The 25,939-nt window shown below is 63.4% G+C and carries 26 protein-coding genes and 1 tRNA gene; 15 read left to right on the top strand and 12 right to left on the bottom strand.

Going from position 1 to position 25,939, the window contains the following annotated elements:
- Positions 1-62 precede the first annotated feature (62 nt).
- On the top strand, positions 63-596 hold the full coding sequence (gene fae / locus EK23_RS07575) for a formaldehyde-activating enzyme (RefSeq protein WP_045224749.1): 534 nt from the start codon (positions 63-65) through the stop codon (positions 594-596).
- A 49-nt stretch (positions 597-645) separates the two neighbouring features.
- Entirely contained in the window at positions 646-1,044 is a 399-nt protein-coding gene (locus EK23_RS07570) for a hypothetical protein (protein ID WP_145998592.1), read from the top strand.
- Between the two features lie 13 nt (positions 1,045-1,057).
- Here EK23_RS07570 and EK23_RS07565 read toward each other — a convergent pair whose 3' ends face one another.
- Genes EK23_RS07565 through EK23_RS07550 form a run of 4 tightly spaced genes read right to left on the bottom strand, consistent with a single transcriptional unit; the run spans position 1,058 to position 4,748 of the window.
- Positions 1,058-2,071 carry a quinone-dependent dihydroorotate dehydrogenase gene (locus tag EK23_RS07565; protein WP_045224747.1) on the bottom strand — a complete coding sequence of 338 codons (1,014 nt, stop codon included), beginning with the start codon at positions 2,069-2,071 and terminating at the stop codon, positions 1,058-1,060.
- 12 nt (positions 2,072-2,083) lie between these two features.
- Complete coding sequence (locus tag EK23_RS07560) at positions 2,084-2,776, bottom strand: (5-formylfuran-3-yl)methyl phosphate synthase (RefSeq protein WP_045224746.1); 693 nt, start codon at positions 2,774-2,776, stop codon at positions 2,084-2,086.
- Complete coding sequence (locus EK23_RS07555) at positions 2,773-3,351, bottom strand: DUF447 domain-containing protein (protein WP_045224745.1); 579 nt, start codon at positions 3,349-3,351, stop codon at positions 2,773-2,775. Before EK23_RS07555 ends, EK23_RS07560 begins: the two co-directional genes overlap by 4 nt.
- Entirely contained in the window at positions 3,348-4,748 is a 1,401-nt protein-coding gene (locus EK23_RS07550) for a DUF6513 domain-containing protein (protein WP_045224744.1), read from the bottom strand. The genes EK23_RS07555 and EK23_RS07550 overlap by 4 nt, the downstream gene beginning before the upstream one ends.
- Positions 4,749-4,972: 224 nt before the next feature.
- On the opposite strand from EK23_RS07550, the gene EK23_RS07545 reads away from it, so the two are divergent.
- A complete protein-coding gene (locus tag EK23_RS07545) occupies positions 4,973-7,180 on the top strand; it encodes a DUF11 domain-containing protein (RefSeq protein ID WP_158002465.1) in 2,208 nt (735 codons plus the stop codon).
- A gap of 13 nt (positions 7,181-7,193) precedes the next feature.
- On the opposite strand, the gene EK23_RS07540 is transcribed toward EK23_RS07545, so the two are convergent.
- Positions 7,194-7,874 (bottom strand): retropepsin-like aspartic protease family protein, encoded by a 681-nt coding sequence (locus EK23_RS07540; protein WP_158002464.1) that lies wholly within the window; start codon positions 7,872-7,874, stop codon positions 7,194-7,196.
- Between the two features lie 14 nt (positions 7,875-7,888).
- Positions 7,889-8,266 (bottom strand): YidH family protein, encoded by a 378-nt coding sequence (locus EK23_RS07535; protein WP_045224741.1) that lies wholly within the window; start codon positions 8,264-8,266, stop codon positions 7,889-7,891.
- 89 nt (positions 8,267-8,355) lie between these two features.
- On the opposite strand from EK23_RS07535, the gene EK23_RS07530 reads away from it, so the two are divergent.
- Complete coding sequence (locus tag EK23_RS07530) at positions 8,356-8,643, top strand: acylphosphatase (protein ID WP_052808023.1); 288 nt, start codon at positions 8,356-8,358, stop codon at positions 8,641-8,643.
- Positions 8,644-8,662: 19 nt separating this feature from the next.
- Here the strand turns inward: EK23_RS07530 and EK23_RS07525 are convergent, their stop codons facing one another.
- The 6 genes from EK23_RS07525 to soxC form a co-directional block, all read right to left on the bottom strand.
- A complete protein-coding gene (locus EK23_RS07525; protein ID WP_052808022.1) occupies positions 8,663-9,622 on the bottom strand; it encodes an HDOD domain-containing protein in 960 nt (319 codons plus the stop codon).
- Complete coding sequence (locus tag EK23_RS07520; RefSeq protein ID WP_045224740.1) at positions 9,612-10,934, bottom strand: sigma-54 interaction domain-containing protein; 1,323 nt, start codon at positions 10,932-10,934, stop codon at positions 9,612-9,614. The genes EK23_RS07525 and EK23_RS07520 overlap by 11 nt, the downstream gene beginning before the upstream one ends.
- Positions 10,935-11,317: 383 nt before the next feature.
- Positions 11,318-11,821, bottom strand: a complete 504-nt coding sequence (locus tag EK23_RS07515; protein ID WP_045224739.1) for a BCAM0308 family protein — start codon at positions 11,819-11,821, stop codon at positions 11,318-11,320.
- A 325-nt stretch (positions 11,822-12,146) separates the two neighbouring features.
- A tRNA-Leu gene (locus EK23_RS07510) sits at positions 12,147-12,231 on the bottom strand.
- Between the two features lie 150 nt (positions 12,232-12,381).
- Positions 12,382-12,915 carry a c-type cytochrome gene (locus EK23_RS07505; protein WP_045224738.1) on the bottom strand — a complete coding sequence of 178 codons (534 nt, stop codon included), beginning with the start codon at positions 12,913-12,915 and terminating at the stop codon, positions 12,382-12,384.
- Positions 12,902-14,185, bottom strand: coding sequence for a sulfite dehydrogenase (gene soxC, locus EK23_RS07500; protein ID WP_082054023.1), 1,284 nt, complete (start codon positions 14,183-14,185; stop codon positions 12,902-12,904). The genes EK23_RS07505 and soxC overlap by 14 nt, the downstream gene beginning before the upstream one ends.
- Before the next feature lie 204 nt (positions 14,186-14,389).
- Between soxC and EK23_RS07495 the strand changes: the two genes are divergently transcribed.
- From EK23_RS07495 to lnt, 11 genes are all read left to right on the top strand, one after another.
- Positions 14,390-15,271 carry a hypothetical protein gene (locus EK23_RS07495; protein ID WP_045224737.1) on the top strand — a complete coding sequence of 294 codons (882 nt, stop codon included), beginning with the start codon at positions 14,390-14,392 and terminating at the stop codon, positions 15,269-15,271.
- Between the two features lie 31 nt (positions 15,272-15,302).
- Positions 15,303-16,010 carry a rhomboid family intramembrane serine protease gene (locus EK23_RS07490; protein WP_045224736.1) on the top strand — a complete coding sequence of 236 codons (708 nt, stop codon included), beginning with the start codon at positions 15,303-15,305 and terminating at the stop codon, positions 16,008-16,010.
- Positions 16,007-17,503: an FAD-linked oxidase C-terminal domain-containing protein gene (locus EK23_RS07485; protein WP_235281953.1), complete on the top strand. Its 1,497-nt coding sequence runs from the start codon at positions 16,007-16,009 to the stop codon at positions 17,501-17,503. Before EK23_RS07490 ends, EK23_RS07485 begins: the two co-directional genes overlap by 4 nt.
- Positions 17,504-17,511: 8 nt before the next feature.
- Positions 17,512-18,582 carry a glycolate oxidase subunit GlcE gene (glcE, locus tag EK23_RS07480; RefSeq protein WP_052808049.1) on the top strand — a complete coding sequence of 357 codons (1,071 nt, stop codon included), beginning with the start codon at positions 17,512-17,514 and terminating at the stop codon, positions 18,580-18,582.
- Between the two features lie 3 nt (positions 18,583-18,585).
- Complete coding sequence (gene glcF / locus EK23_RS07475) at positions 18,586-19,803, top strand: glycolate oxidase subunit GlcF (RefSeq protein WP_045224735.1); 1,218 nt, start codon at positions 18,586-18,588, stop codon at positions 19,801-19,803.
- A 121-nt stretch (positions 19,804-19,924) separates the two neighbouring features.
- Positions 19,925-20,461, top strand: coding sequence for a hypothetical protein (locus EK23_RS07470; protein ID WP_045224734.1), 537 nt, complete (start codon positions 19,925-19,927; stop codon positions 20,459-20,461).
- A gap of 195 nt (positions 20,462-20,656) precedes the next feature.
- Positions 20,657-22,030 (top strand): tRNA (N6-isopentenyl adenosine(37)-C2)-methylthiotransferase MiaB, encoded by a 1,374-nt coding sequence (miaB, locus tag EK23_RS07465; protein WP_045224733.1) that lies wholly within the window; start codon positions 20,657-20,659, stop codon positions 22,028-22,030.
- 1 nt (position 22,031) lies between these two features.
- Positions 22,032-23,018 carry a PhoH family protein gene (locus EK23_RS07460; protein WP_045224732.1) on the top strand — a complete coding sequence of 329 codons (987 nt, stop codon included), beginning with the start codon at positions 22,032-22,034 and terminating at the stop codon, positions 23,016-23,018.
- Entirely contained in the window at positions 23,015-23,464 is a 450-nt protein-coding gene (gene ybeY, locus EK23_RS07455; protein ID WP_045224731.1) for an rRNA maturation RNase YbeY, read from the top strand. The genes EK23_RS07460 and ybeY overlap by 4 nt, the downstream gene beginning before the upstream one ends.
- The gene (locus EK23_RS07450; RefSeq protein ID WP_045224730.1) at positions 23,461-24,318 is read left to right on the top strand and encodes a CorC family transporter; all 858 of its coding nucleotides are present in this window, start codon (positions 23,461-23,463) and stop codon (positions 24,316-24,318) included. Before ybeY ends, EK23_RS07450 begins: the two co-directional genes overlap by 4 nt.
- On the top strand, positions 24,308-25,840 hold the full coding sequence (gene lnt / locus EK23_RS07445; protein ID WP_045224729.1) for an apolipoprotein N-acyltransferase: 1,533 nt from the start codon (positions 24,308-24,310) through the stop codon (positions 25,838-25,840). The genes EK23_RS07450 and lnt overlap by 11 nt, the downstream gene beginning before the upstream one ends.
- The last annotated feature ends 99 nt before the right edge of the window (positions 25,841-25,939 follow it).

Below are 25,939 nucleotides of genomic sequence, written 5' to 3'. Positions count from 1 at the left end.
GACCGACCGCCGCAGGCCCCTGCGGCGGTATTGACGCTACACACAACAATAGGGAGGTCCATATGTCAGAGTTTCTTTTCAAGACCGGCGAAGCCACCGTACTGGCGGCTGAAGGCCAGTACACCGACGCGATGCCCGAAGTGCTGATCGGGCACGTCAACGGTCCTGTCGGTCAGGCGTTCGCCAATATGATGGGGCAGACCGCCGGGCATACCCGGATGTTCGCCATCCGCGCCTGCAACCAGATGGTGCGGCCGGCGACCATGATGGTCCCCAAGGTCACCATCAAGAGCAGCGCCTACATCAACCTGTTTGGTGGCGTGGTGCAGTCGGCGACGGCCGATGCGGTGCTGGATTGTGTGATCGAGGGCATCATTCCGCGGGATCAGGCCAACCACTTATGCATCATCTCCCTGATCTGGCTGGACCCTGAATGCGTGAAAGATCCCAATCTGGACGAAAAGGACCTGTACCGCACCAATTATGAGGCCACCAAACTGGCTATCCAACGCGCCATGCGCGATCAGCCGAGCCTGGAAGAACTGATCGCCAACCGCCACAGCATCAAGCATGACATGTTCGATCCGGATGCCTGACGAACTCTCCCGCCTCGCGATTAGGCGCAGGGCGATTGGCGTACTTCTCATGCTCAGCCTGGCGGGTTGTGGCACGCCGACCAAGTCCCAGCCTTCGGGCCGGGACTATCTGAGCGACGCGGGCCAATGCAGTCGCGCCAGCCAGGCGGTGAGCACTGTTCGCGTCCGAACGGGTACGGCGCGCATGGACCTGCCTGTGGAACTCGGGATGGACCCGTCGAAATACCGCCAGTGTATGGAAGCCCGGGGCTGGGCTCCGCCGAGCCCTGAGCAGGATCCCTATTTCCAGGTGGCGCTGCGCTGCCGCAGGGCAGCTACTCAGACCATGCAGGTCGCGGATTCACAGGCGCGTCTGGATAGCCGTTTCGATGAGGCGGCTTACAGTGAGTGCATGAAACGCGGCGGTGTCCTAGGCGAGGTGATCGTGCATCCCCTGCAGCCAAAGTAGTCCTGGCCAGCAATCATGCGCAGGTTTTGACGATTTCCTTGACCAGTGCCGGTCCGCGGTAGATGAAACCGGTGTAGATCTGCACCAGGCTGGCCCCGGCCTGGAGCTTCGCTTGCGCGTCAGCCGCGCTGAAGATGCCGCCGCAGGCGATGATGGGCAAAGCCCCGGCCAGATTTGCGGAGAGCCTTGCCACGACCTGGGTCGATTTCTCCAACAGCGGTCTTCCGCTCAGGCCCCCGGCTTCCCCGGCCAGGGGCGAGCCTTCGACCCCGGCCCGGGACAGGGTGGTATTGGTGGCGATGACGGCATCCATACCGTGCGCCACCATCAGTTCGGCGAGGCGGGCGATCTCGTCCGCTTCTAGGTCCGGGGCGATCTTCACGGCAATGGGTACACGGCGCCCCTGTGCCTGGGCGAGGGCTTCCCGTTCCTCCTGGAGTCCCGCCAGCAGAAGGCGGAAATGTTCACCGCTCTGCAGGTTGCGCAGACCCGGCGTGTTGGGCGATGAAATATTGACCGTCACGTAATCGGCGTGGGCGTAGACCTTGCGCAGCCCGGCGCGGTAATCGTCCAAGGCGTTTTCGACCGGTGTCGTCAAATTCTTGCCGATGTTGATGCCGAGTATCCCCTGGTAACGCCGCCGCCGCAGGCGCTCAATGAGCGCATCCACGCCTTGGTTGTTGAAGCCCATGCGGTTGATGAGCGCGTCCTGCTCCACCAGGCGGAACAGGCGTGGCTTGGGGTTGCCGGGCTGCGGCCTGGGCGTCACGGTACCCACTTCGATGAAGCCGAAGCCGATGGCGGCGAGCCCCTCCAGGCAAATACCGTCCTTGTCCATGCCGGCCGCCAACCCCACCGGATTGGGGAAGTCCAGGCCCATGACGGTGACCGGTTTGGCGGCAAGGCGCTGGCGCAAGGGATTCAGCGGGCCCAAACGGGCCATTTGCTCCATAGAGACAAGACCGATGGTGTGGGCGGTCTCGGGGTCCAGGCGAAACAGCAGCGTACGCAGGGTTTCGTAGAGCATGGCTCGGCCTCGTCAGGCAGTTGCGGTGGATGCGTGCAGCATGGCGCGGATGTATTGCAGCGCGTTGACATCGATCTCCGCCACGCGCCGCGCACCATGACACAGGGCTCCGCGGAAGCCCAGGTAATCAGGCGCCAGTTCGCGCAGGGGAACGATGTCCCTGGCGCGCAGCGAGCCCGCGAGCCCGCAGAGCAGCCCGTGCGCCTGCGCCTGGTTTACGAACGCGCGCAAGAATTCAGCGTCGCGCACTTCGGTGAGGGAGCCGCGGTCCTTATCCATGGTGTCCAGCATGGCGCCGGCAAACCCCGCTTTAGCCAGGCGCGGCAGCCAGTCCAACTCCGCGGGTTGGTCGGCGAACAGCACGGCTACCAGGGAAACCCCGGCGGCGGCCATGGATCGGAGGATTTCCAGCGTGCCATCCCAATCGCCTTCGGGAAAAAAGCCGATCTTGACGTAATCGACGCCGGTTGCGGCCATCTCCTGCACGGCTGCGAACACCGTAGACGGGCACATGGGCAAATCACCCACGGTGGCGCTGATGGGCCTTTGGCCGCGCAGCTCGGTGACGATGAGTCGCACCTCGCTGACCGGCAGGGCGCCCAGCGCGCCGAAGCGCGGGGCCTTCAGGTCAATGATATCGGCCCCGGCCGCTGCCGCCAGACGGGCCTCCGCCAGGTTGGCTACGCTGGCCAGCATGCCGGTCATGGGATTTCGGTCTCCTGGACTTGTCCTTGCCGGAAGGCGTCGAATTTTTCCATCAGCCAGGACCAGGCCTCGTTCTCGCGCTCCCCGGCGGTCTTCTCCAGTCCGATGCGCAAATAGGCCAGTTCGGCCGCGATTTTTTCCCAAGGCAGCATACCCACACGGCTGGCCAGGATCGCCGCCTCCAGCACCGCAAACTGGGCGCGGTTGAAGCCGCGAAAGGGCGCATGGTTGGCTTCATGCACTACGCGGCAGTGCAGCTTGGGGCGCAGTTCATGCTCTTCCATGCTCACCAGTTCCAGTTCGGCATGGCTGAGGGCGCAGGCAAGGCGCCAGCCCGGCACGCGCTCCGTAGCCGTTACCGGCCAATCACGGCGGCCTGTCAGGCAGCCGGCAAACAGGCGGACATCGTCGGTGTGGTTCATGACGGCGTGCCCCGTGGCGAGAATATTGTCCAGGGTCCTGGAGGGCCGGTAGGGCATGATGAGCATCTCGCCGTTCACCGCGTGCACACCCATGGGCGCGAGATAGGCTGTGCCGTCGGGCGACAGGCTGGTGATGATGGTTTCCAGGATCATGGTTCGTCCTTGTGCTTTTTCAGGGTAGTGCCGGCGGCTTTGTAGACGTGCGGGTCGACCGCGCTCTCCTGCGTCTCCACCGCGCAGCCCCAGTCCAGGGCTTCATCCTGGGTGTAGCGCTTGCCCAATTGCCAGGCGATCTGCGCCCGGCCCAGTTCGACGCCCAGATAGAAGGCGTGGCCACCATCGTGCTCGACGCCCAGATGGGGAAACAGGTCGAAGGGGTCGGTAGCGGTATGGAAGCCGTCGCGGTTGAAAATGTGCATGCCCTCCGGGCTGGTTTGGATACGGAAGCTGGGGTCCTTGATTTGGGCCCAGAGCTCTTCCAGTTCGGCCCTCGAATAGGGAAAGGGCGCGCGCCCGTGCAGGGCCATCAGGCCGTCGTCGATATGCTTGGGCAAGGTGTTCAACTCTCGCGCGGCGAACAGGATGCGCCGGGCCAGATCGGCCTCGCGCACCGCGCGGCGCGCGTGCTTGCTGACCTGGGTGGTGAGAATCGCGCCCACGTTCAGTTCCGAGCAGATGCCGAGCAGCATGGCGTTGATGCCGATGGTGTCCGCATGCGTCAGTTCGGTCAGGTTGCCCACCCCCATCATGATTGCGGCATCGGGGTGGCGGCGCCGGGTCTCGTGGTAGCGTACCAGGGAGTCGCTGAAGCCGAAATGTATGGGGTCGAGGATGGGGTCGAGCAGAAAATCGCGGTTTCTGGCGAGCATGGCGGCCACGGCGCGGTCCAGGCTGTCGAGGTCGCCGTGCCGGGCGGGAATCAGCACCGGGGTGGCGGCGACCTCGTCGGCTATCCACAGGCTGTCCTCGTGCAGGCTCAGCAGGTAATCGGCACCGGCGCGTCCGCCGCGCAACAGGTCGTCGTTCTCCAGGGAGTCGACGCTGACTTTGAAGCCTTCCACGCGCAGGGCGGCGATGGCGGTTTCCATGTGATCGAAAGGCGTCGCCGGCAGACAGCCCAAGTCGATGACATCCGCTCCGTCGCGCCGGTAATCGCGGGCCTGGCGCAGGATCGCATCGACGGGCAGGCGCGGCGCATCGGTGATCTCGGCGAATATCAGCAGATCGTAGCGGTCCAGCGAGGGCTTCCGGGCCTTCTTGCCGAAGAATTCGGGCAGGTCCCGCAGTTCCTCCGGTCCACGTTCGAAGGGCAGGCCCATCGCCGCGGAGAGTTGGTCCAGATCGCCCCGGCAACGGCCGGGGACCAGCACGCGGTCGGCACCGTAAGTGTCTTTCAGACGCCTTCGAATCATGTCCGCGGTCATCAGGGCCGCCACGCTGACGCCCAGCTGATGCACCGTGTACTGGAACTCCGGCTCCATGTCCGCAAGCACCTGGCGCAACTGCTTTTCAGCCAGCTTGCCGGTAAGAAAGAGGATATGCTCCGCCATGTCGAATCCCTGCGGTCAGGCGCGGAGAGGGACCGGCGCGCAAGCCGACACGCCCCGGATCTCGCGGATTCCGTGCGGCGGTCTGGCGTGCGGTCGAGGGCGGTGTCGGGGACCGGGCATGGGTCGGGATTATATCAGAGCCAGGTTGCACAAAGGGCTTGAAGTGGGGCTCGGCTCTCCACTAGATTAGCGCGTGTGGAATCATGGAATCGCAAGGGAGAGTTATGAAATCATTGCCTTACCCAATGCTTCAAACCGGTCTGCTGGTCTTGATCCTGTTTGTGGCGCAGGCGGTCGGCGCTGCAACCGTGCAGGCGGTTGGGGCGAATTTCGCGCTATCCGCGGGGACCAGTCTGGATAGCGCACCCGCGGTTGCCGTCAACCCGGAAGCGGGTACTTTCCTGGTGGCATGGAGCCGTTCCGATTCGGCATCCGTGGTCATTGGCGGGGAAACCGTCACACGCAACGTGACAACGGTGGCCGCACGCCTGGTCGCCTCGGACGGGTCCTTCCTGACGGATACGATCACCGTGACGCCGGCCTTCGACGCGGACACCATCCTCGGCGGAAGCACGCCTTCAGTCGCCTATAACACGGCGGACAATGAGTTCCTGGTGGTTTACGAGCGGAGCGAAAACCAGAGTCAGGACCCGGGGATCTTCGCTCAACGCATCGGTGCAGGGGGTGTGCCGCGCGGAACCGAGATCGCCTTGATCCGGGCCAATAGCCAGACCGCGCCCGTGGTGAGCTACGACGCTAACTCCAACCGCTATTTTGTGGTCTGGAACGGCGCCGGCAATGTGAACACATTCGGGCTCCTTTTGACCAATGCGGGAGTGGCGCTGGGCACGGTCACCCAGATGGGCCCCATCGGGCAGGTGACGCGCAGTCCCGCACTTGCTTTCAATGGCGACGCGGGACGTTACCTGCTCGCCTTGGAGACGAGCCTGGCCAGCGCGTCCGATATCATTTCGCGCCTGTTGGATTCCAATGGCCTGCAGGTCAGTGATACGGTTTCCGTTTCCGCGGCGGCTGGCGCCCAGACCCTTCCACAGGTGCTGCCGGTCGGAGGCCAGTTCCTGGTGGCCTGGAACGATGGGGGCACCCGCTTGAAGGCGCAACTGGTGAACGGCGACGGCAGTTTGGCCGGTGGCAACCGTGCCCTGCGCAATAATGCGGCGTCTCCCGTGATCGCCTATTCGAACGCGCGCAAGCGCTATCTCGCGGCCTGGATCGAGGCCGGGGCAGCCAATGCGAACAAGGGCCATCTGATGGGCCAGTTCTTGCCGGCCAGTCTGAGCGGCGGCAGCGCCGTGTTCAAGGTATCCGAGACGGCCACGGTCAGCGGCCGGGCGGCGGTGGCGGTTTACCAGCGCGATAACCTGGGGCTGGTGGTGTGGTCGCGGCGCATCAGCGATACCGTTTCCACCATCTGGGGTCAATTCGTCGACTTTTCCACCCAATTCGCCACGCTCTCCCTGAATGTGAAGGCCACACCGAAAACGGTGAGCGCCGGGGCGGAGTTGACCTATGTCATGACGGTTCAGAACAAGGGCGGGAGTGCTGCCAAGGGCGTCTCGCTCGCCGACGCCCTGCCCGAGGGCGCGACCCTGGTGTCCGCAACGCCCAGCACGGGTAGCTGCGCACCGGTGGATGCGGTGGTGAACTGCGATCTGGGAACGCTGGCGGGTGGTTCCAGTGCTACGGTGGAGCTGGTCGTGGTTCCGTCGAGGCTCGGGACGAGCAAGAACCAGGCTCAGCTCGACTGGAGCAACAACCCCGGCAGCTCGCTGCAAGTCAACACCAAGGTGAAGATCACATACCCCGGAACCCTGACCCTGGTCGCACCCGATGGCGGCGAGACCTTGCCGGCCGGGTCACTGTATCAGGTGTCATGGGATCTGCAAGGCGGGATCCCCGGCGATGTGGTGAGCTACCGCCTGGATTATTCGCTGAATGGCGGCACGAGCTGGAAGAAAATCGCCACGGGTCTTTCGGAGACCACCTACCCCTGGAGTGTTCCGGCAGTGACCGGCAACCAGAGCAAATCCCTGCTGCGTGTTACCGGATTCAATCAGGACGGTCTGGAGATAGGCAGCGTGCGCTCGGCCAAGGCTTTCACCATCCAGGTCATCAGCATGAAGACGCCGGTGGGCGGCGAAGTGGTCAATTCAGGCCACGTTCTGAACATCATCTGGGAGACCTTCGCTACCAAGGGGGCGGTGCGCAAAGTGGAACTGGCTTACAGCCTCAACGGCGGCAAGGCCTGGAAGAAGCTGGCGAAGCTTCAGGGTAATCCCGGCAGCTACGCCTGGACCGTGCCAGCTTTGACCAAGACCTACGGGAAAAGCAAGGTGCGCGTGCTGCTCAAGGGAGCTTCCGGGAAGGTGCTCGGCAGTGTCGTGAGCCCGAATTTCACCCTGTTGCCCTAGGCGTATTGGCGACTTATTTGGCGATCAGGGTCAGTTCGCTGTTTTCGTCGTCCAGAGAGAACCGGTAGCGGTTGAGAAAGCTCATGCCCAGCAGCATGGCGCCGTTGAGTCGCTGGTCGGGGAAGAAGCTGACGTCGACATTCTCGGCCACCACCTGGCCGACCTGGACGGAGGGCAGGGTGCCGATGCGGATGTTCACCGTATCGCTGGCGGTTTGGCTAACGGCGGGCCGCAGGCTGGCCGGGTCGAAGCCCAGGGTTTCGATCATGGATTCCGGCAGCACCAGGGTGGTGGCTCCGGTGTCCACCAGCAGCGTGACTTCCGCCGCCTGGCCGGAGGGGCCGGTAACCCTGGCCTGCACCTGATGGTGGCTGCCATAGCGGGTCGTGGCCACTACCGGACTGAAGCGGGGCTTTGCGCTGGGGTCCTTGAGGCTGGTGATGGAAACCCGTTCAATGCGTCCGCCGGTACCTTGGATGAGCACGTAGTTGTAATTGGACAGCAGATCCTGCACCTGCTCCCGTAGGTCGCCCTCGACCGGCCGGCCCGGTTCCCGGTTCAGCCGATCGAGGCCTTCCAGCCGAAACTGGTGGGTTTGCGCCAGGTTCTGCAACTGCCGCGAGAGGGATTCCGCCCAACAGTTCGAACTCACCGCCAAGGCAAGGCAGAACAGCGCCGGGGCCCGTCTGAACATGGACTTGGGCGCGCTCATTGAGCGCAGACCGAATAGATGACGTAGGCGCTCAGGGTCACGCCCATCATCAGCAGGCACAGGTTGAGAAGCAAGGGCAGGTAAGGGGAGTAGCGCTCCGGTATTTCCGGCGGCGCCAGCGTTTTCAGCACCTGACGGTACTGCCGCGATGACAGCAGGAGAAAGGCGCAGCCCAGCAGGATGAAGCTCAACCCGATCCAGGCGGACGCATTGTGGTCATCGACGATGGCCCTTCCCGGCACCATGAACTTCAGGAACAGGCCAAAGCGCTCCAGTACGAAGCCAAAGCCCATGAGGGTCAGGCTGGTACGGCTCCAGGCCAGCAGGGTGCGTTCCGCTGCGAACAGAACGCGGGGATCGTTGAGTTCAGACATTGTGAAGTCATCATAACGCCGCTTTGGCGGGTGGCGATAGGGTAGGTTTGGTCAGGGTGGCGCCTCGGGGAACCGTGCCGGGATGTCGAGTGTTGGAAGTCAAACGCGAGCGTATCGTGGTGGAAGGCAGGGTGCAGGGCGTGTTCTTTCGCGCCGCCACGCAGGATCAGGCACGCGCCTTGGGGTTGGTGGGCTGGGTGCGGAATCTGTCCGACGGCCGGGTTGAAATCCTGGCTCAGGGCGAGGCCCGCGCCGTCGACAGGCTGCGGAGCTGGTGCGCCCATGGGCCGGCCCGGGCCCGGGTGGACAGCCTGGAGTCGTTCGAAGAACCCGCGCGTGATGAGTTCGGAGATTTCGAAGTGCGCCGGGATGCCTGACGGCCCGGCCGGCGCGCGACTATGTGCTCTCGTTGCCGCACAAGGCCTCGACGGCCTCATCGAGTTCGGTAAGGGCGTCCTCGATTTCCACAAGTCGCTCTTCCGCCTTGTCCGGCTCCATGCCCAGGCGGTTCAAGAGATGCGAGTTGGTGGGTGAACAATTGCGGGCGTCCCCGATGCCGATCTTGCCGAGTAGGCGGTCAGTCAGACAGGTAAGCCAGACCATTTCCTGGTGCTCGCCGCGATAATAGGGATTGTGGTGATGCAGGGTGACCGTCTGGATCAGCTCCGGCATGCGCCAGCTGGCCATCAGCCAGGCGCCAATCTGTCCATGATCCACGTCCAGCAGATAGCGCTCCAGGGCAATCAACCGGGCATCCGGATTGGCGCTGATGCTGCAGCGCAGATAATCGAACTCCGCACGGAACAAATGGGCCAGCAGCAGGTGGCCGATGTTGTGCAGCAGATAGACGAGGTGCAGCGCGCTCGCATCCGGACGCGCCTCCAGCGAGCTAAGGTACAGTAATTTCTGCATCAGGGCGGACCCGGCCAGGGTCTGTCGCCAGAAAAATCGTTTACCCAAAGGGCCTTCCACCGGCACCTGGAAGGGACGGATTGCGCTCAGTGCCAGGGCCAGGTTGAAAACCTGTTCGTAACCCAAGGCCAGGGTGATGGCGTCCTTCACCGAAAGAATGCGGCTCTGGAAGCCGTAACGCGCGGAATTGGACCAGCGGATCACCTGTCCCGCGAGGCTCGGGTCCAGTTCGACGATCTGGGCAAGCTTGCGTGCGTCGGCCTTAGGGTCGCTCTTGAGAGCGAGCACGCGCTGGGCCATTTCCGGCAGCGGCGGCAGTTGCTGGGCTCCCTGAATGCGCTCGCGCATATCGTGCGGCGCATTGAAATCCTCCGGGTGTTTTCCCGTTACATCCAGCGCCCACAGGGCGTCGATCAGGCCAAGTTTGCCGGTGTCAATGCTCATGCGCGTCATTCAGGTGATAACGTTTGAGCTTGCGGTAAAAGGTGCGCTCGCTGACGTTCATTTCCTCGGCGGCCAGCTTCCGGTTGCCGTGGTGGCGCCGCAGCAGCTCCTTCAGGTAGGACATCTCCAGTTCGTCCAGAGGGTTGGGCGACGCAGCCGGTCTGCCCTCCCGTGGCGCCGTGGCGGCATGGGCGCCGCCCCTGGTGCCAAGCACCACATGCTCCGCTTCGATGCGGCCGAAGGGAGCCAGGGCCGCCGCCAACTGCAAGGCATTGCGCAATTCCCGGATATTGCCGGGAAAGGCGTGCTGCTGCAGCCTTTCTGCGGCGGCGAGAGATAAGCTCAGTTGACGCCCTACGGAGGCGCCGATTTGAGCGAGCAAGTGCCGGGCTATGACAGGAATGTCGCCGCCGCGCTCCCGTAGCGCCGGTACTGCGACGGGCAAGACGGCGAGCCGGTAGTAGAGGTCGGCGCGGAAAGTCCCCGCTTGTACCATCGCGGCGAGATCACGGTGGCTGGCGCTGATCACGCGCACGTCGGCCTTGCGCGTCTCGGTGCCGCCGACGCGGCGGAAGGATCCCGATTCCAGCGCGCGCAGCAGCTTGGGCTGTTGTGTCAGCGGAAGTTCGCCGATCTCATCCAGGAACAGGGTGCCCTGGTGAGCCAGTTCGAACAGGCCAGGCTTGGAACCTGCCGACCCGGTAAAGGCGCCTCTTTCGTGGCCGAATAGTTCGCTCTCGAAAAGCGCCTCGCCCAGCACCGTGCAATCCACCACCACCAGTTGGCCGCTCGCCCGAGTTGAGTGGGCATGTATGAATTGCGCGGCCAGTTCCTTGCCCGTGCCTGTTTCGCCTTCCAGCAGTACCGGGGCAAGGCTGCCCGCCGCCAATGTGAGCCGTTCCAGCAGTTGCCGAAAGCGTGGGCATTCGCCCGCCATGGCAGACTGGCCCAAGGCGCCGCTGAAGCCCACGGGCAGGATGGATTCACCGAGAAAGAGATGACTGCCGCTGTCCACCAGCGGGAAGCCGCGAACCCGAAAACTGCGGGATTGGTCCACGCCATCGGTGACTGAATGGATGATCTGGTAGGGCTCGAGATCCCGAAACATCCGCTGGTGCCGGCAGGGCTGATGCTCGTCATGCTCATCGCCGGCGAGATGGCAGCAGGGTTGTCCGACGAGGGTATCGCGATTCCTGGCGAACAGGGTTTCGTAGGCGTGATTGACCGCGATCACCCGCAGCGAGGCATCAATCACGCAAAAAGGCTGGTCGTGGGTTTCCAGCAGGGAATGCAGGGTGATCGTCGACGCCATTCGATCCATGTTGGGTAAGGGGCGACTCGCCGCCTGTTACGGCTGTCATGACAGAAGTGTCAGCCGTTTTTGACACTTCTGTCAGTGGATTGCCGTTAAGTATAGGCGCAAAGCCCGAAATGTCTGGAGATGGGGCTTATGGCATGCCCTTTGCTCCTTATTAGGCAACAGCGGTAAGCCGGCACACTGCCCCTACCGCGCAGGAAATTCAGTTGGTTGGCAAGCGTGGACGCGGCGACTGAAAGAACCAAAAGAAAAGGCGGGGCTCCGCTCCGCACAACTCCTTCCTCAAGGCCGTGCTTGCACGGCCTTCTTTATTCCGGCCGCTATGCAGTCTGCGCGTGAGCCCGTTCGGCCCGATGAACCGAGGGTACGGCGGGCCGTTATCTTTTCCAACGGACCCGCAGCATCGGTTCCTCGTTGGCATAGGAAAATTCCATCTCACCCTGGTAGGCACTGTGCAAGGCTTCGGCGACCCCGCGGGCTAGGTGGGGGTCCGTGAAGGTGATGTGCAGTTCTTCACCCGAGGTCTCCACATTCATTATCCGGTGCAGGGGATGCTCCCGGGCTTGGTGCTGCTCCACATGGCGGATCAGATTTATGATTTCCTCGTGGTGAGCGCGGGCGAATTCGCCGCTGACGCAGAGGTGACCGGCAGGTACCTTGTCCTGGATGCGCTGGCAGGCCGGGCACAAGGTGCTGCCGAAGGCTTCGGGGGCTGCGAGCCACTGCCAGCGGCCCTGGTGGAACACGGCTCCGCACTGGGCGCAGACCGACGGCTCCTGCGGCTTTAGCCGCGCTTTGTAGGTATCGTGCACGCGTTCCTTCAGTAATCGGTCGCGGCGTTCGTGCTCTGGCGGTTGGTTCGGGGGTGGCGGCGCTTTCATGTCGGCCTCCTCGGGGTCGTTGGGTCCGGATGCGGTGCATCGGAGCCTTGCGGGCCGTGGTGGGAGAATCTGGCCGCGGACGCAAGGCGATTGCTGCGCGTACCCCGTGCCGGGACGCCGTGAACTGTCCTGGCGAGCCCGCGCGGGATGGCGGAAGTTGACGAACGCGAATAGTCTCTGCCTGCCGCGGCGATGGCGGAATCCGTAGACCTGCTTAGACTTCAGGAACCTCGGGGCTTGGGCAAACGAGGGGATTCAAGCGGCTCGCGGCGTCATTGAAACGACGCGGAGACTTAGTTCTTTGGAATCAAACGAAGAAGAAATATGGTGCCGAGGAGAGGACTTGAACCTCCACGAGTCGCCTCACATGTACCTGAAACATGCGTGTCTACCAATTTCACCACCTCGGCAAGAGGTGCAGCGCTGAGCTGCTTGGGAAGTGCGCATTATGCGGATCTCGCCAGGTCGTGTCAACAATCTCCCGACAAAATTTACGGGGCGGTCCCGGCGCCCCGGCTCAGTGGTCATGACCCGCCCTCGGACTGCGTCTAAAGGTCGCGTCAAGGCGGAGTCAAGGCGGCGTCGATGGCAATGAAGCCACCCCGGTTGGGCATCTTGACCTGGGGCAGGGTGGCTGCGTTCATCTCGGCGCGCTCATCGATGATGCCGTTCAGGTTCAACAGATAGGCCGTCACCGCATACAGCTGATCGCTGCTGAGGGACCCAGGCGCATCCAGGGGCATGGAACGGCGGACGAAATCGAAGACGGTGGTGGCATAGGGCCAATAGGTGCCTATGGTCTTGTCCGGGCTGGGGCCGTCGAGCCGGCCACCGGCCAATTCCTCGGCGCTGCCGCCGGTTCCGGTCGCGCCGTGGCAGGAGGCACAGCGCTCGGCGTAGATGGCTTTGCCCTCTAAGGCGCTGCCCTTGCCATCGGGCAGTCCCTTGCCGTCCGGGAAAACGTTCAGGCGGCGCGCCGCAACTTCCGCCGCACTCGCGGGTATGCCCAGCCCTTCGGCGTTGGCATTGGACAGGGCCGCGATCAGGGCCACGGCGGTCGCTAGCCGATTCAGGAAAGGATCACGCGTACACATGGGTCAGCTCTCCTTCGGTGGATACGGACCAGCAGACGATGGCGTTGTAGTGGAAATACCCGTTTCGGCCGCGTTCGGCGATCAGCCGGCTGCGCTCGGGTTGCACGTAACCGGTCTCGTCGGTGGCACGGCTTTTCAACAGCGCCGGAGCCCCATCCCAGCGCCAGGGAATCCGGAAGCGGGTGAAACTACAGGGCAGCACCGGTTCCTGCAACTCGGCATCGGCCCAGCTGCGTCCCCCGTCGGCAGAGACCTCCACGCGTCGGATCTTGCCGCGCCCACTCCAGGCCAGGCCACTGATGGGATAGACCCCTCGCTCCCGCAGGCGGTGCCCCGGCGAGGGGTGCGTGATCAGGGATTTGGCCTCCATGACGAAGGTGAATTGGCGCGATTTACCGTTCGGTTGCAGTTCCGTGTACTTGGCGGTTTCGTTACGCGCCATGACCGGTTGATCGGCCACCTCCAGGTTGCGCAGCCACTTGACCTGGGTGACGCCTTCCCAGCCAGGCAACAGCAAGCGCATGGGGTAGCCGTTCTCGGGCCGCAGGTGCTCGCCATTCTGATAGACGGCAATCAGGGCGTCGTCCATGGCCTTGCGCAGGGGAATGCTCACGTTCATGGCCGCTGCGTCGGCGCCTTCGGCGATGATCCACAGGGCTTTCGGGTCGAGACCGGCTTCCTCCAGGAGCAGGCGAAGGGGCACGCCGGTCCATTCGCTGCAGGACACCAGCCCGTGCATGTTGCCCAGGGGCGCCTGCATGGGTTCCTCGTGCCAGCCGGCGTTGCTGTTGCCGCCACATTCGATGAAACAGGTGCGCGACACCATGGGATAGCGGTACAGCGCTTCGAGGGAGAAAAACAGCGGTGTTTTCACCAGGCCATGGATCAGCAGACGGTGCTGGTCGGGGTCGATTTGCGGTACGCCGTTATGATGGCGTTCGAAGTGCAGACCGGATGGCGTAATCGTTCCCGCCAGTTTCTGCAGGGGCGTCCAGGAGATGCCGTTGCCCGGCGCTCCGGGGTTGGCGGCGACCCAGCGGATCACGCCTTTTTCGTGCGAGGAGGGTTGTCCGTAGTTGGAGAAGGGGGCGCCCGGCGAGCGCATCCAGGCGGGACGCTCGATTTCACCTGCCAGCGCAGCCGCCGGGGCGACGGTGGCTGCCAGGCCGAATGCCGCACCCTGCCTGAGGAACAGGCGCCGATCCAGAAGTCCGCCGCCAGCCACCCTGTCCGCTTCCGCCAGCGCTGGAGCTTGTTGTTGTTCTGTCATGGGGTTCTCCTCTACGATGGACGGCCAGTTTAATCGCTTCGCCGGCAAACGCCCATGTCTTCGGTCCTGCCTGTCATTGGGGAATCCGAATCCGCGCGGACGCCGTGCCGCGGCGCTGTGCGGGCCCTGCGGGGGGCACGAAACCAAATGCCGTTGCCGCGGTCCATGAGTATGTTGAATCAATTCTGAAGGAGGCTCGAGCACATGGGCGAACTCGCCTCGTTGTTGCTGAGGCATCCCCTGCATGCGGTTTTTGCTGCCGGTGTGTTGGGCGCCTTGTCTCTGATTTTTCTACCTGCCGCCGTGCTCAGCGCTGCGGTTTTGGCCTTGGTGGCACTTCGTCACGGCACCCTGATCGCCGCCCTCATCTCGGCGGGCGCTCTGCTTGTGGTGGGGGTCGGGTGGTTGCTGGTCAACCTGCGGCCCGGCCTGGCCTTTCCCATCGTCGTCTCATTATGGGTGCCGGTGCTGGCGGGGGCCTGGGCGCTGCGGGCGTATCGCTCGCAGGGAATGGCTGTGCTTGCCGTGGGCTCCACCTGCCTGTTCTGGGTCCTCGCCATGCATGTGCTGACCGGCGACGTGGAAGCGTTCTGGAGAGATTGGCTGGAGCGCGCAGTTGCGGGGGTGCCGGGTGCGACCGTGCAGGGTTTCGAGCGCGACGGCACCCTGCCGTTGATGAATGGCCTGGTGGCCTTCGCCATGGGCGTAGGGGCTATGCTCAGCCTGCTGCTGGCGCGCTGGATGCAGTCGCTGGTGTATTATCCAGGGGGATTCGGGCAGGAGTTCCGCGCCTTGCGCCTGCCGGTCAGCGTGACCGTGCTGGTGGCCGTTGTGCTTTTTGCAGTCTCGGTCTTCAGCCTGGTTCTGATGTCGGACTTGTTCCTGGTCGCCTTGATGATGTATCTATTCGTGGGACTTGCGGTGATCCACGGCATCGTTGTCCAGCGCCGGCTGTCATGGCTGTGGGCTGCGCCGCCGTATGTGCTGATTGCCATGATGCCGCAGTATGCTGCCCTGGGGCTCGCCATGCTGGGTGCGGTGGACGGGTTCATGCGCTTCCGCACCCACGCAAGGCGCATGTGGTGAGCCAGCTTTCTGGATGGACCGTTTTTAGGCAATGATTCCCTATCGAGACACGATTCCCTGCGTCAATACGCCGTGGGTCACCTGGTCGCTCATGGTGGCGAATTTTGGCGCGTTCGTGTTTTCGCTGATGATTCCGGAGCAGGCCCAAACGCGGTTGTTCTACCTCTATGGCCTGGTGCCGGCGCGCTACGCCCATCCCGACTGGGCCGCCTGGGCCGGCTTGCCGGCCAACGACTACACGCCGTTCGTTTCCAGCATGTTCCTGCACGGAAGCTGGATGCATCTGGTGGCCAATATGTGGCTACTCTGGATCTTCGGCGACAATATCGAGGATCGGATGGGCGGCGTGCGCTACCTCGCTTTCTATCTGATCTGCGGGATCGTGGCCGGCTGGCTGCAGATTTATTTCAGCCCCGATGCCACCGTGCCGGCCATCGGTGCGTCCGGCGGTCTGGCGGGCATCATGGGCGCGTTTTTCTTTCTCTATCCCTATGCCCGCATCGTCATATGGGTCTTCTTCATGCCGCTATTCATCCAGGTGCCGGCCATCGCCTTCCTGGGCGTGTGGGTCATTATCCAACTCTATAAAGCCACGGGAGGTCTGACCGCGGGAGGTGGCTATGCCGACGTGGCGTGGTGGGGCCACTTGGGAGGCTTCGTCGCGGGCATGCTCCTGTACCGCCTGTTCCTGCGTGACGGACCGCCGCGCGATTCCGAGCCACCGGAGCAGTCACCTTGAGTTACCGTATCGACCCGGAAGAGCGCATCGGGCACGGCATGGACAAGGGACTGTTCCTGAGACTGCTGGGGGAGGTGATGCCTGCGGAGCAGCTCCTTTCAGAGCAGGAAGACCTGGCTCCCTTCGAGTGCGACGGACTCTCCGCCTACCGCACGCTGCCCTGGCTGGTGGCGCTTCCGGAAAGCATCGAGCAGGTGCGGGGCGTGCTGCGCCTGTGTCACCAACATGGCGTGCCGGTGGTGGCGCGCGGTGCCGGGACCGGACTGTCGGGGGGCGCCCTGCCGGTGGACAATGGCGTGTTGCTGAGCCTGGCCAAGTTCACCCGGATTCTGGAGATTGACCCTCTGAACCGCATCGCGCGGGTGGAGCCCGGCGTGCGTAACCTCGCCATCTCCGAAGCCGCGGCAATTCACGGCTTGTATTACGCGCCGGACCCGTCTTCGCAGATCGCCTGCACCATCGGCGGCAATGTGGCGGAGAACGCCGGCGGCGTGCACTGCCTCAAGTACGGCCTCACCGTGCACAATCTGCTGGGGATGAAGCTGCTGACCATGGAAGGGGAATTGCTGGAACTGGGCGGGGCCGCCCTGGACAGTCCGGGCTATGACCTGCTGGCCCTGCTGACGGGTTCCGAGGGGCTCCTCGGCATCATCATCGAAGCCACGGTGAAACTCCTGCCCAGGCCAGAGGTCGCCCGCGTGCTGCTGGCCGCGTTCGATTCCGTGGAGAAGGCCGGACATGCCGTGGCCTCCATAGTGGGCGGCGGACTGCTGCCCGCCGGCCTGGAAATGATGGACAGTCTTGCCATACAGGCGGCGGAGGCGTTCATCCAGGCGGGTTACCCGGTGGATGCCGCCGCCCTGGTCTTATGTGAGATGGATGGCGGCGAGCACCAGGTGGCGGCCGATCTGGCGCGCTCCCGGGAAATTCTGCTGGCTTGCGGCGCGCTGGAGGTTCGCGAGTCGCGCGACGAGGCGGAGCGGCGGCGCTTCTGGGCCGGCCGCAAGGCGGCATTTCCCGCCGTGGGGCGGCTCGCGCCCGATTACTATTGCATGGACGGCACCATCCCCAGGCGGCGGCTTGCCGAGGTGCTGGCCGGGATCGCGCGGCTATCCGCAGCATACGGGCTGGGCGTGGCGAATGTGTTCCACGCTGGCGACGGCAATCTGCACCCCCTCATCCTGTACGACGCCAACCGACCCGGAGAACTGGAACGGGCCGAGGAACTGGGCGGACGCATACTGGAGCTTTGCGTCGCCATGGGCGGCACCGTAACGGGCGAGCACGGCGTCGGCATCGAGAAGATCAATCAGATGTGCATCCAGTTCCGCGGTCCGGAGTTGGCCCAGTTCCACGCAGTCAAGTCGGCCTTCGATGTCAGCCGGCTGCTTAATCCAGGCAAGGCGGTCCCCAGCCTGCACCGCTGCGCCGAATTCGGCGCCATGCATGTCCACGGCGGTGCTTTGCCGCATCCGGAACTGGAACGTTTGTGAGTCAGGACTTGGCTAGCAGGCCTGGGGCGGGCGACAGGGAGCACGAATTGGTCCATCAGGTGCAATCGGCCCTTGACGGCAGATACAGCCTGGAGATCGTCGGTTCCGGCAGCAAGCGATTCTACGGGCGACGTGTGAAGGCGCAGCCGCTGGCGGTGGGAGCGCATTGCGGGATTGTGGAATATGAGCCCACGGAACTGGTGATCACCGCCCGCTGCGGCACGCCGCTCAAGGAAATCGAGGCGGAACTCGCCGCTCATAAGCAGATGCTGGCTTTCGAGCCACCCCATTTCGGCCCTGGCGCGACCCTGGGAGGTGCGGTCGCGTCGGGTCTATCTGGGCCTCGGCGGCCTTTTGCCGGCTCGCTGCGCGACTTCGTTCTGGGCGTCAAGCTGATCAACGGCAAGGCCGAGTCGCTGTCCTTTGGCGGCCGGGTCATGAAGAACGTGGCCGGGTTTGATATATCTCGGCTGATGGTCGGGGCCATGGGCACCCTCGGGGTGGTGCTGGAAGTTTCCCTCAAGGTGCTGCCACGGCCCGAGACGGAATGCAGCCTATGCTTCGAATCCGATGCAGCCTCCGCCCTGGAACGCATGAACCGTTGGGTGGGCGAGGGTCTGCCGATCTCCGCCGCGTGTCATGCCGATGGTCGCCTGTGGCTGAGGTTATCGGGCGCTGAATCCAGCCTGAGTGGCGCTTGTCGGCGCTTGGGCGGTGAGTTGATGGGTGATGGCGAGGTGTTCTGGAGGGATCTGCTTGAGCAGCGTCTGCCATTCTTCCAGGGGGCTGCGCCCCTGTGGCGGCTGTCCGTGAAGCCTTTGGCACCTTTGCCTGAACTGGCCGGCGAGTGGCTGCTGGATTGGGGCGGCGCTCAGCGCTGGTTGCGCAGCAGCGCCGCGCCGGATGAGGTGTTTGCCGCCGCGGCCCGTCTGGAAGGGCATGCCGCGTGCTTTCGCGGCGCCGCCGATGCGGTGTTCCAGCCGCTTCCCTCCGCCTTGCTCAAGCTGCATCAGCGCATCAAGCACGCCTTCGACCCTGAGGGTGTATTCAATGTGGGCCGACTATACCCGGCGTGGTGAGGCATGCAGACCCAGTTACTCGATTCCCTCCTTGAAACCGCGGAGGGCCGCGAAGCGGACGCCATCTTGCGCAGTTGCGTGCACTGCGGCTTTTGCACCGCCACCTGCCCGACCTATCAGTTGCTCGGTGATGAGCGGGATGGCCCCAGGGGGCGCATATACCTGATCAAGCAGGTCCTGGAGGGTTCACCCGCCGGCGCGGGAACCCAGATGCATCTGGACCGCTGCCTGACCTGCCGCTCCTGCGAGACCACCTGTCCTTCCGGCGTCCGCTACGGACGTCTCCTGGACATCGCCCGGCCGCTGGTGGATGCCCAGGTGGCCAGGCCCTGGCTGGAGCGCCTGCAGCGCCGCCTCCTGCGCTGGATGTTGCCATATCCTCAGCGTTTTACGCCCTTGGCCAGGCTGGGGCACATCCTCAGGCCGATCTTGCCTGCACCCTTGCGAAGTCAGGTTCCGCGCATCACGCCGGACTCGCCCTGGCCGCAAAAGACGCACGCTCGCAGGATGCTGGTGCTCGAAGGGTGCGTCCAGCCCGCCTTGGCACCCTCCATCAACGCGGCGACGGCTCGTGTGCTCGATCGTATGGGCATACATTTATTGACGGCGAAGGCTTCGGGCTGCTGCGGCGCCGTCAGCTATCACCTCAATGCCCATGAAGAGGGTCTGCAATTCATGCGGCGTAACATCGATGCCTGGGAGCCGTATCTCGACCAGGGCGTGGAAGCCATCGTTATCACCGCCAGCGGTTGCGGCTTGATGGTGAAGGAATATGCGGCCGCGCTTGCCCACGATCCAAAATACGCGCAGCGGGCGGCGCGCATCTCGGCCGCGGCCAGGGATCTGGTGGAGATCCTGGAACAAGAGGAGCTCGACGCCTGGCGAAGCGCTTCAGGGGCCCGCATTGCCTTCCAGTCGCCTTGCACCTTGCAGCACGGACAGCGGCTGGCGGGGCGGGTCGAGGCGGTCCTGTCCAGGCTGGGGTTTCACCTGTCCCCGGTCGCAGAGGCGCATCTGTGCTGCGGGTCTGCCGGCACCTATTCGATCCTGCAGCCGCAATTGTCCAGGCGACTTTTGAAAAACAAGCTGGAATCCCTGCAGGCGGGCGATCCTGAGGTCATCGTGACGGCCAACATCGGATGCCTGACGCATCTCCAGACGGCGGCCAAGGCGCCGGTCCGGCACTGGATCGAAGTGGTCGACCAGATGATGGCGGGCTGATCCGTCCGGCACAGGGGGGATTGACTAGTTTCCTATTCGTTGATAAACCATTTCTTCGCGACCCCATGGAAAAATACTGAGTGTCGAGTCTGCGGCCCTTTGAACCCGGAGGAGAATTGCGATGAAACGACTGTATTATCTGACCGAGAGCATTGATAGCGCCGAGGAAATTTCCAATGACCTGCATCAGGCAGGGATCACCGATTGGAATTTCCACGTCCTGAGCAAGGACGAGGCGGGGCTTTACAAGCGTCACCTTCATTCCGCTAACTATCTGCAAAAACTGGATATTGTGCGCAATGGCGAGCGCGGCGCGATGATCGGTTTCGCCCTGGCCATTCTGGTTACGTGGTACGTGGTGAGTGCCGAACCCTTCGGCAGTCAGTTGAATGGGATGGTCTATGCGGCCATCTTTGGCTTCATCACCCTGTTTGGTGCCTGGATGGGCGGGCTAGTTGGCCTGAGCCGCGAAAACCAGAAAATTGCCCTGTACCATGACGAAATCGAGTCGGGCAAGTTCTTGATCATGGTGGACGTCAAGGCCGAAGAAGAGGATAAGGTGCGGGAAGCCATGGCCAGGCGACATCCTGAAGCCCAGTTCAAGCGCGCCGGCTCCACGTTCATCAACCCCTTCAAGTTCGAGCATAGCCACGCCTGAAATCGGTTAATGAGGCCGGTACACCCGCGAGGAGGCTCAGCGCTTCATGGTATCGGCCGTGTTTGCAGGCGCGGATGGGGCCCCGGCTTGACTGGGGCCCTCGGTTTGATCGGTCCTGCGTGTTCGGATGAGACCGGGCCGGGGCGATTCTGATAGAATATCCCCATTACAACGAGCGGGATTTTTCTTCCCTTAATGTCAAAAAAGCTTTACATCGAAACCTTCGGGTGTCAGATGAACGAGTACGACTCCGCCAAAATGGGGGATGTGCTCAAAGCGGCCCAGGGTTTTGAGCTGACGCAGGACCCCGAGCAGGCCGATGTTCTGTTGCTGAATACCTGTTCCATACGTGAGAAAGCGCAGGAAAAGGTGTTTTCCGAATTGGGGCGCTGGCGCCCTCTCAAGGAAAAGCGCCCTCATGTGATGATTGGCGTCGGCGGTTGCGTGGCCAGCCAGGAGGGTGAGGCCTTGCGCAAGCGGGCGCCCTTCGTGGACGTGGTTTTCGGTCCCCAGACCCTGCATCGCCTGCCTGACTTGCTGGAGCGGGCGCGGTCCGGGTCGGGTGCCGTCGTCGATGTCTCATTCCCGGAAATCGAAAAGTTTGATGCCCTGCCGCAGCCCCGGGCCGAGGGGGTCAAGGCGTTCGTGTCGGTCATGGAGGGCTGCAGCAAGTACTGCACCTTCTGTGTCGTGCCCTACACCCGCGGCGAGGAAGTCAGCCGGCCGGTCGCGGACGTGGTGCGCGAGATCGAGGTGCTGGCCGCCCAGGGCGTGCGCGAGGTCAACCTGCTGGGGCAGAATGTGAATGCCTACCGCGGGGAGACCGAGGACGGCGACACGGCCGACTTCGCCCTGCTGCTTTACTACGTCTCCGCCATCGATGGCATCGACCGCATCCGCTACACCACCTCGCATCCGGTGGAATTTTCCGACAGTCTGATCGAGGCCTACGCCGAGTTGCCGAAGCTGGTGGATCATCTCCACCTGCCGGTACAGAGCGGCAGCGACCGCATCCTGGCTCTGATGAAGCGCGGCCACGGCCGCGCGGACTACATCGGCAGGATCACAAGGCTGCGTCAGGTTCGCCCCAACATCAGCCTTTCGTCGGACTTTATCGTCGGGTTTCCGGGCGAAACCGACGCGGACTTCGAGGCCACCATGGATCTTATCGATACCCTGGGGTTCGACCATTCCTTCAGCTTCATCTACAGCGCCCGTCCGGGAACGCCGGCGGCGGACATGCCCGATGACGTCAGCATTGATACCAAGCGGGCGCGGCTTGCCCGTCTGCAGGCACGCATCGGCGCCATGGCCGCCGAGATTTCCCGCGGCATGGTGGGCAGCGTGCAGAAAGTGCTGGTGGAAGGTGTCTCCCGGAAGGACTATGCGCAGATGAGCGGACGCACCGAGAACAACCGGGTAGTCAATTTCGAAGGCCACCCGCGGCTTGTCGGTTACTTCGCCGACGTACTCATTACCGAGGCCTTGCCTAATTCCCTGCGCGGGCGGCTGGTCGATGTGCCCGACGCGCCTGCCGAGCGCCCAGTATCCGCCGTAGCCGGCCGCTAACTTGCCCACCAGTCATCCTAACTGCCTGCAGTTCGTCCTGGAACCGGACGATAACGAGCGGCTCGCCAGCCTGTGCGGACAATTCGACGAGAACCTGCGCCAGATCGAACGGCGCCTGGGTGTCGAGATCAGCAACCGCGGCAACCACTTCCAGGTGCTGGGTTCAGGCAAACCGGCCCAGGCGGCCAGACATTTGCTGCAGGACCTGTTCGAGGCGACGGTGAGCGAGATCATTACGCCAGAACGGGTTCACCTGGCCCTGCAGGGGTCCAACGTGGCGGCCCTGGCTGAGGGGGAAACCGAATCCGACCAGGAGGCCGGGCTGATCCGCATCCGGCGCGGCCTTTTCAAGGCGCGCGGTCCCAACCAGCGCCGCTATTTGAAAAGCATCCAGCAGTTCGACATCAACTTCGGCGTCGGCCCGGCGGGCACGGGCAAGACCTACCTGGCCGTGGCCTGTGCCGTGGCGGCGCTGGAGCGCGAGGAAGTTCGGCGCCTCATCCTGGCGCGTCCTGCGGTGGAAGCCGGTGAGAAGCTGGGCTTCCTGCCGGGGGACATGGCGCAGAAGGTCGACCCTTACCTGCGGCCGCTGTACGACGCGCTGTATGAGATGTTGGGATTCGAGCGTGTCGCCAAGCTGATCGAGCGCAACGTCATCGAGGTGGCGCCCCTGGCTTTCATGCGCGGCCGCACCCTGAACGATTCCTTCATCATCCTTGACGAAGCGCAGAACACCACCACCGAGCAGATCAAGATGTTCCTGACCCGCGTGGGTTTCGGTTCCAAGGCGGTGATCACCGGCGACATCACCCAGATCGATCTGCCTCGCAACAAGGAGTCCGGGCTGCGCCACGTGCTGGCGGTGCTGCGCGAAGTGGAAGGCATCAGTTTCACCTTCTTTACCGCCCAGGACGTGGTCCGCCATCCTCTGGTGCAACGTATCGTGACGGCCTATGAAGCCTACGAAAGGGCACAGATCGAGGCATGATCGAACTGGAGCTGCAGAACGTCAGCCAGGCCTTGGACGTCCCCGATGCCGCGAGCTTCGAGCGCTGGGCGGAAGCCGCCCTGCAGCGCGAGACGGCGGAGCTTGTGATCCGCGTGGTGGACGAGGACGAGAGCGCCGAACTCAACGGCCAATACCGGCATAAGACTGGCCCCACCAATGTGCTGAGTTTTCCCTTCGAATCCCCGCCCGGAGTCGACACCGCGATTCTCGGGGATCTGGTGATCTGCGCTCCGGTGGTGGCGCGCGAAGCACGGGAGCAGGGCAAGGCTCCGGTGGCTCACTGGGCGCATATGGTGGTGCACGGTGTGTTGCACCTGCAGGGCTACGATCACATCGATGATGCCGAGGCAATGACAATGGAGGCGGAAGAAGTCGCCATCATGAGACGGCTGGGCTTTGCCAATCCCTATGAGGATGAAACATGAGCGAGGAGCAGGCCGGCGAGCACCGGAGCTGGCTGGAGCGGCTTGGGCATTTCCTGGCTGGCGAACCGGAGGACCGCGAAGATTTGCTGGTCTTCCTGCGGGATGCGCAGAAGCGCCAGTTGCTGGACCCGGAAGCCCTGGCGATGATCGAAGGGGTGATCCAGTTCTCGGAACTGAGGGTCCGCGACATCATGATTCCCAGGGCGCAAATGGTGGTGGTGCCGCAGGACGCGGAATTGGAGACCATTTTCCCCCTGGTCATGGAATCCGCCCATTCGCGCTATCCGGTGATCGGCGAGGATCGGGCCGAGGTGGTGGGCATCCTGCTGGTCAAGGATCTTCTGGCCCAAGGGCTCAAGAACAAGGCCTTGCAGGTGCGGGACATCATGCGTGCCGCCCAGTTCGTGCCTGAGAGCAAACGGCTGAATGTGCTGCTGAAGGAATTCCGCTCCACGCGCAGCCACATGGCCATCGTGGTGGATGAGTACGGGGCTGCCGCCGGGTTGGTGACCATCGAGGACGTGCTGGAACAGATTGTCGGTGAGATCGAGGACGAACACGATTTCGGCGAGGAGGAGTTCATCTTTCGCAAGAGCCAGCACGAATTCACCCTCAAGGCCCTGACGCCCATCGAGGAATTCAACGAATATTTCGACGCGGAACTGGCCGATGACGAATTCGACACCATCGGCGGCTTGATCGTCCATCAGATGGGGCATCTGCCGCGCCGCGGCGAGCGTGTCGACATCGGCCGCTTTCGCTTTATCGTGATCCGCGCCGATGACCGCCGCGTGCACCTGCTCAAGTTGATCGTCGCAGAGGCCGGCGAAACCCTGCTCGCGAGTGACGAATAGCGGAGTAATCGGGCTGGGAGAACTGGCGGCGCTGGCCGGCGGTCTCCTGTTGCCTTTTGCGTTCGCCCCCTTCGAGACGCCCTATCTGGCCATACCATCCCTGGCCATGCTGTTCTTCGCATGGCTGCGGGCCACCCCGGGCCGCGCCTTCTGGCGTGGCTATTTGTTCGGCCTCGGGCAGTTCGGGGTAGGTGTTGGCTGGGTTTACATTAGCATTCACCGATTTGGAGGCGCCGATACGGCCGAGGCCTCGCTGCTCACCGCCCTGTTTGTCCTGTTTCTCGGCTTGTACCCTGCAGTGGCCGGCTATCTGGCGCAGCGCATCGCCGCGGGTGCCGATGCGACCGCGCGCCTGTTGTTGTATTTCCCAACAGTCTGGACCCTGGTGGAGTGGTTCCGCTCCTGGTTCCTGACAGGGTTTCCCTGGCTGAACCTTGGATCCAGCCAAGTCGACACACCCTTAGGGCAGGGGCTGGCGCCGCTGGTCGGCGCATACGGGATCACCTGGGCCGTAGCCCTGCTGGCGGGGTTGGCGCTGCTGACACTGATTGGGGACCCTCGCCTGCGCTTGAGGGCATTGGCCGGAGTAGCCGGGCTTTTCCTGGGCTGCGCATTGCTGGCCCGGGTCGACTGGGTGGAAGAGGCCGGGAAGCCCTTCAAGGCGACCTTGCTGCAGGGTAATGTGCCGCAGAATCTGAAGTGGCGACCGGAAGTGCTGGCCAGCACCCTGGACCTTTACAGCACCATGACCCGGGCAAACTGGGATTCCCATCTGGTGGTGTGGCCGGAAACGGCCGTTCCGGCCTTTCATCATGAGGTCAAGGACGGTCCCCTCGCGGCGCTGCAGCAGGAGTCCCGCGAAAACGGGACCGACGTGCTGGTCGGCGTGCCCGTCGTTGATCCCGCCAGCCAACGTTATTACAACGCCCTGGTTTCCCTCGGTGCTCAGCCCGGCATGTACTACAAACGGCACATGGTGCCCTTCGGCGAGTTCATACCCTTCCGGCCTTTGTTCGGGGCCATCGCCGACATGCTGCAGATTCCCCTCGCCGATTTCGCCCGGGGCACCGATGCGCAAAGTCCCCTGATGGCCGCGGGGTACGAGGTATCGACCTCGATCTGTTACGAGGACGCGTTCGGCCACGAGTCGCGCTTTGGCCTGCCCGCGGCGGGCTATCTCGTCAATGTCACCAACGACGCCTGGTTCGGGGATTCCTGGCAACCCCATCAGCATCTACAGATGGCGCGCATGCGCGCCCTGGAAACCGGGCGTTCCCTGCTGCGCGCCACCAATACGGGCATTACCGCCGCCATTTCTCCGCGCGGCTGGGTCATTGCCCAGGCACCGCAATTTACGCAAACGGCGCTGACCGTCGAGATTACGCCCATGCAAGGCGCCACGCCCTATGTGCGCTTTGGCGACTGGACGGTTGCCGGTGCCGCCGCGCTGGTGCTGTTGTCGGCCCGGCGCCGTGTGCTCGGCTTGTCCTGGCTGAAACGAGTGCCTGAACAGATATCTTAGATGTCAAGTCATGGCCGTGGGAAATTGCGGCTGCGGGTTAGACAATTTAGGAATCAAATTTTGTCTATTGCATCGATTCGGTTATCATCCTTGCCCAAG

This window comes from Methyloterricola oryzae (assembly GCF_000934725.1).
Taxonomy (GTDB): domain Bacteria; phylum Pseudomonadota; class Gammaproteobacteria; order Methylococcales; family Methylococcaceae; genus Methyloterricola; species Methyloterricola oryzae.
Note: the sequence above shows the minus strand (reverse complement) of the source record. Positions and strands in the feature narration are given on the sequence as shown.